The organism is Candidatus Phytoplasma phoenicium (genome assembly GCF_001189415.1).
Classification (GTDB): domain Bacteria; phylum Bacillota_I; class Bacilli_A; order Acholeplasmatales; family Acholeplasmataceae; genus Phytoplasma; species Phytoplasma phoenicium.
The window spans coordinates 1-1304 of sequence record NZ_JPSQ01000050.1; the positions used below are offsets into that span (position 1 = coordinate 1).

A 1304-nucleotide genomic window follows, 5' to 3' on the forward strand; every position below is an offset into this window, starting at 1 on the left:
ATATAAATTTTATTATTTTATTGAAATAAAAGATTTATTTCAAAACTAAATAAATAAAAGAAATTTCTTTTATTGAATTTGCATTTTTTTTGATTTTAATTAATTAATTGAACCAAGGAGTAAGTTTTATAAAAAATAGAAATATTTTTTTGAATCATTTTTTAAAAATATTTGAAAATAAAATAATTATTTTATTTTTTATTATTATTTCTTGTATTATTAGTATTTTTTCTTATAATGGTGATATAGGAGATATTATTAAAAATAAAAAAACTTTTAGTAAATCTAATTTCCAATTTGTAGATTTTTTTCGTTCTCCTAAAACATTATTATCAAAATTTGATAATAATTTGGTTAAAACATTAGCTTATTTAGGTTTGAATCAATTTGTTATAGGTTTGATAGAAAATAAAATACCAGAATATGAAGATATTTTTTTAGTAGATTCCGAAATGTTTATACCAAAAGTTTTAAATGGTAATTTAGGAACATCTTCGACTTCTTTAATACAAGGAACTATTGATTTTTTGTCTTTTAAATTAAATAAAATATAAACTTATTTGATAATAGGCGTTTTGAAAGTAGTTAATATTAATAAATTTCTCAAGAAAGTAAATATACATTTTTTGTGAATAATAATGAAGATATTATTACAGATGATGATTATTTTTTCATGTTTTCATTAATATGTTAAATTAAAACATTCAATAATATAAGGACAAAATTTGATCTAACGACAATCTTGAATAAATTTATTTTTTATTAATATTTAAAATTTTTTTGGTAGGTATAATCAAAACAATAATAAAAAAACTAATAGTTAAAAAGAAGATAGAAAAAATAATATTAAAGTTATTTTTTATAATACTTTCAATAAAAAGTTTATTTATTTCTATTTCTTTTGTATTTGCAAATGGAATAAAATTGGATGGTATATTTTTATCTAATTTATCTAATATATTACTAAAACCAATAAAATTTTGGTTAGCATCGAAACATAAAAAATTAAGTTTTTCTGTTTGTTTTTGGAAATTTGATCTTTTCATATCTGTTGGTAATTTAAAAACAGAATCTACCCAAAATTCATCTTGTTTTTCTTTTATGTATCCTATATTACCTTTAAAAACTTGTGGAAAATAATTTTGATTTTGAGTATTGATTAAAAAATTTGTTTCTTCGCCTAATCTTAAATTGTCCATATTTCTCATATTTATACAATTATAATTTTCACTTGATTTGAAAGAAATTAACGCTAGGTTATGGTTTCCAAAATAAAAACTTTGTATTTTTCCTTTTTCTTTTTT

2 protein-coding genes are annotated in these 1304 nt (G+C 18.0%); one reads left to right on the plus strand and one right to left on the minus strand.

The genetic code is table 11. The annotated features are described in order from the left end of the window. Positions 1 to 149 precede the first annotated feature (149 nt). On the plus strand, positions 150 to 554 hold the full coding sequence (locus AlmWB_RS01240; protein ID WP_050337298.1) for a hypothetical protein: 405 nt from the start codon (positions 150 to 152) through the stop codon (positions 552 to 554). A gap of 198 nt (positions 555 to 752) precedes the next feature. Here the strand turns inward: AlmWB_RS01240 and AlmWB_RS01245 are convergent, their stop codons facing one another. After that, on the minus strand, positions 753 to 1199 hold the full coding sequence (locus AlmWB_RS01245; RefSeq protein WP_157022395.1) for a hypothetical protein: 447 nt from the start codon (positions 1197 to 1199) through the stop codon (positions 753 to 755). Between the last annotated feature and the right edge of the window lie 105 nt (positions 1200 to 1304).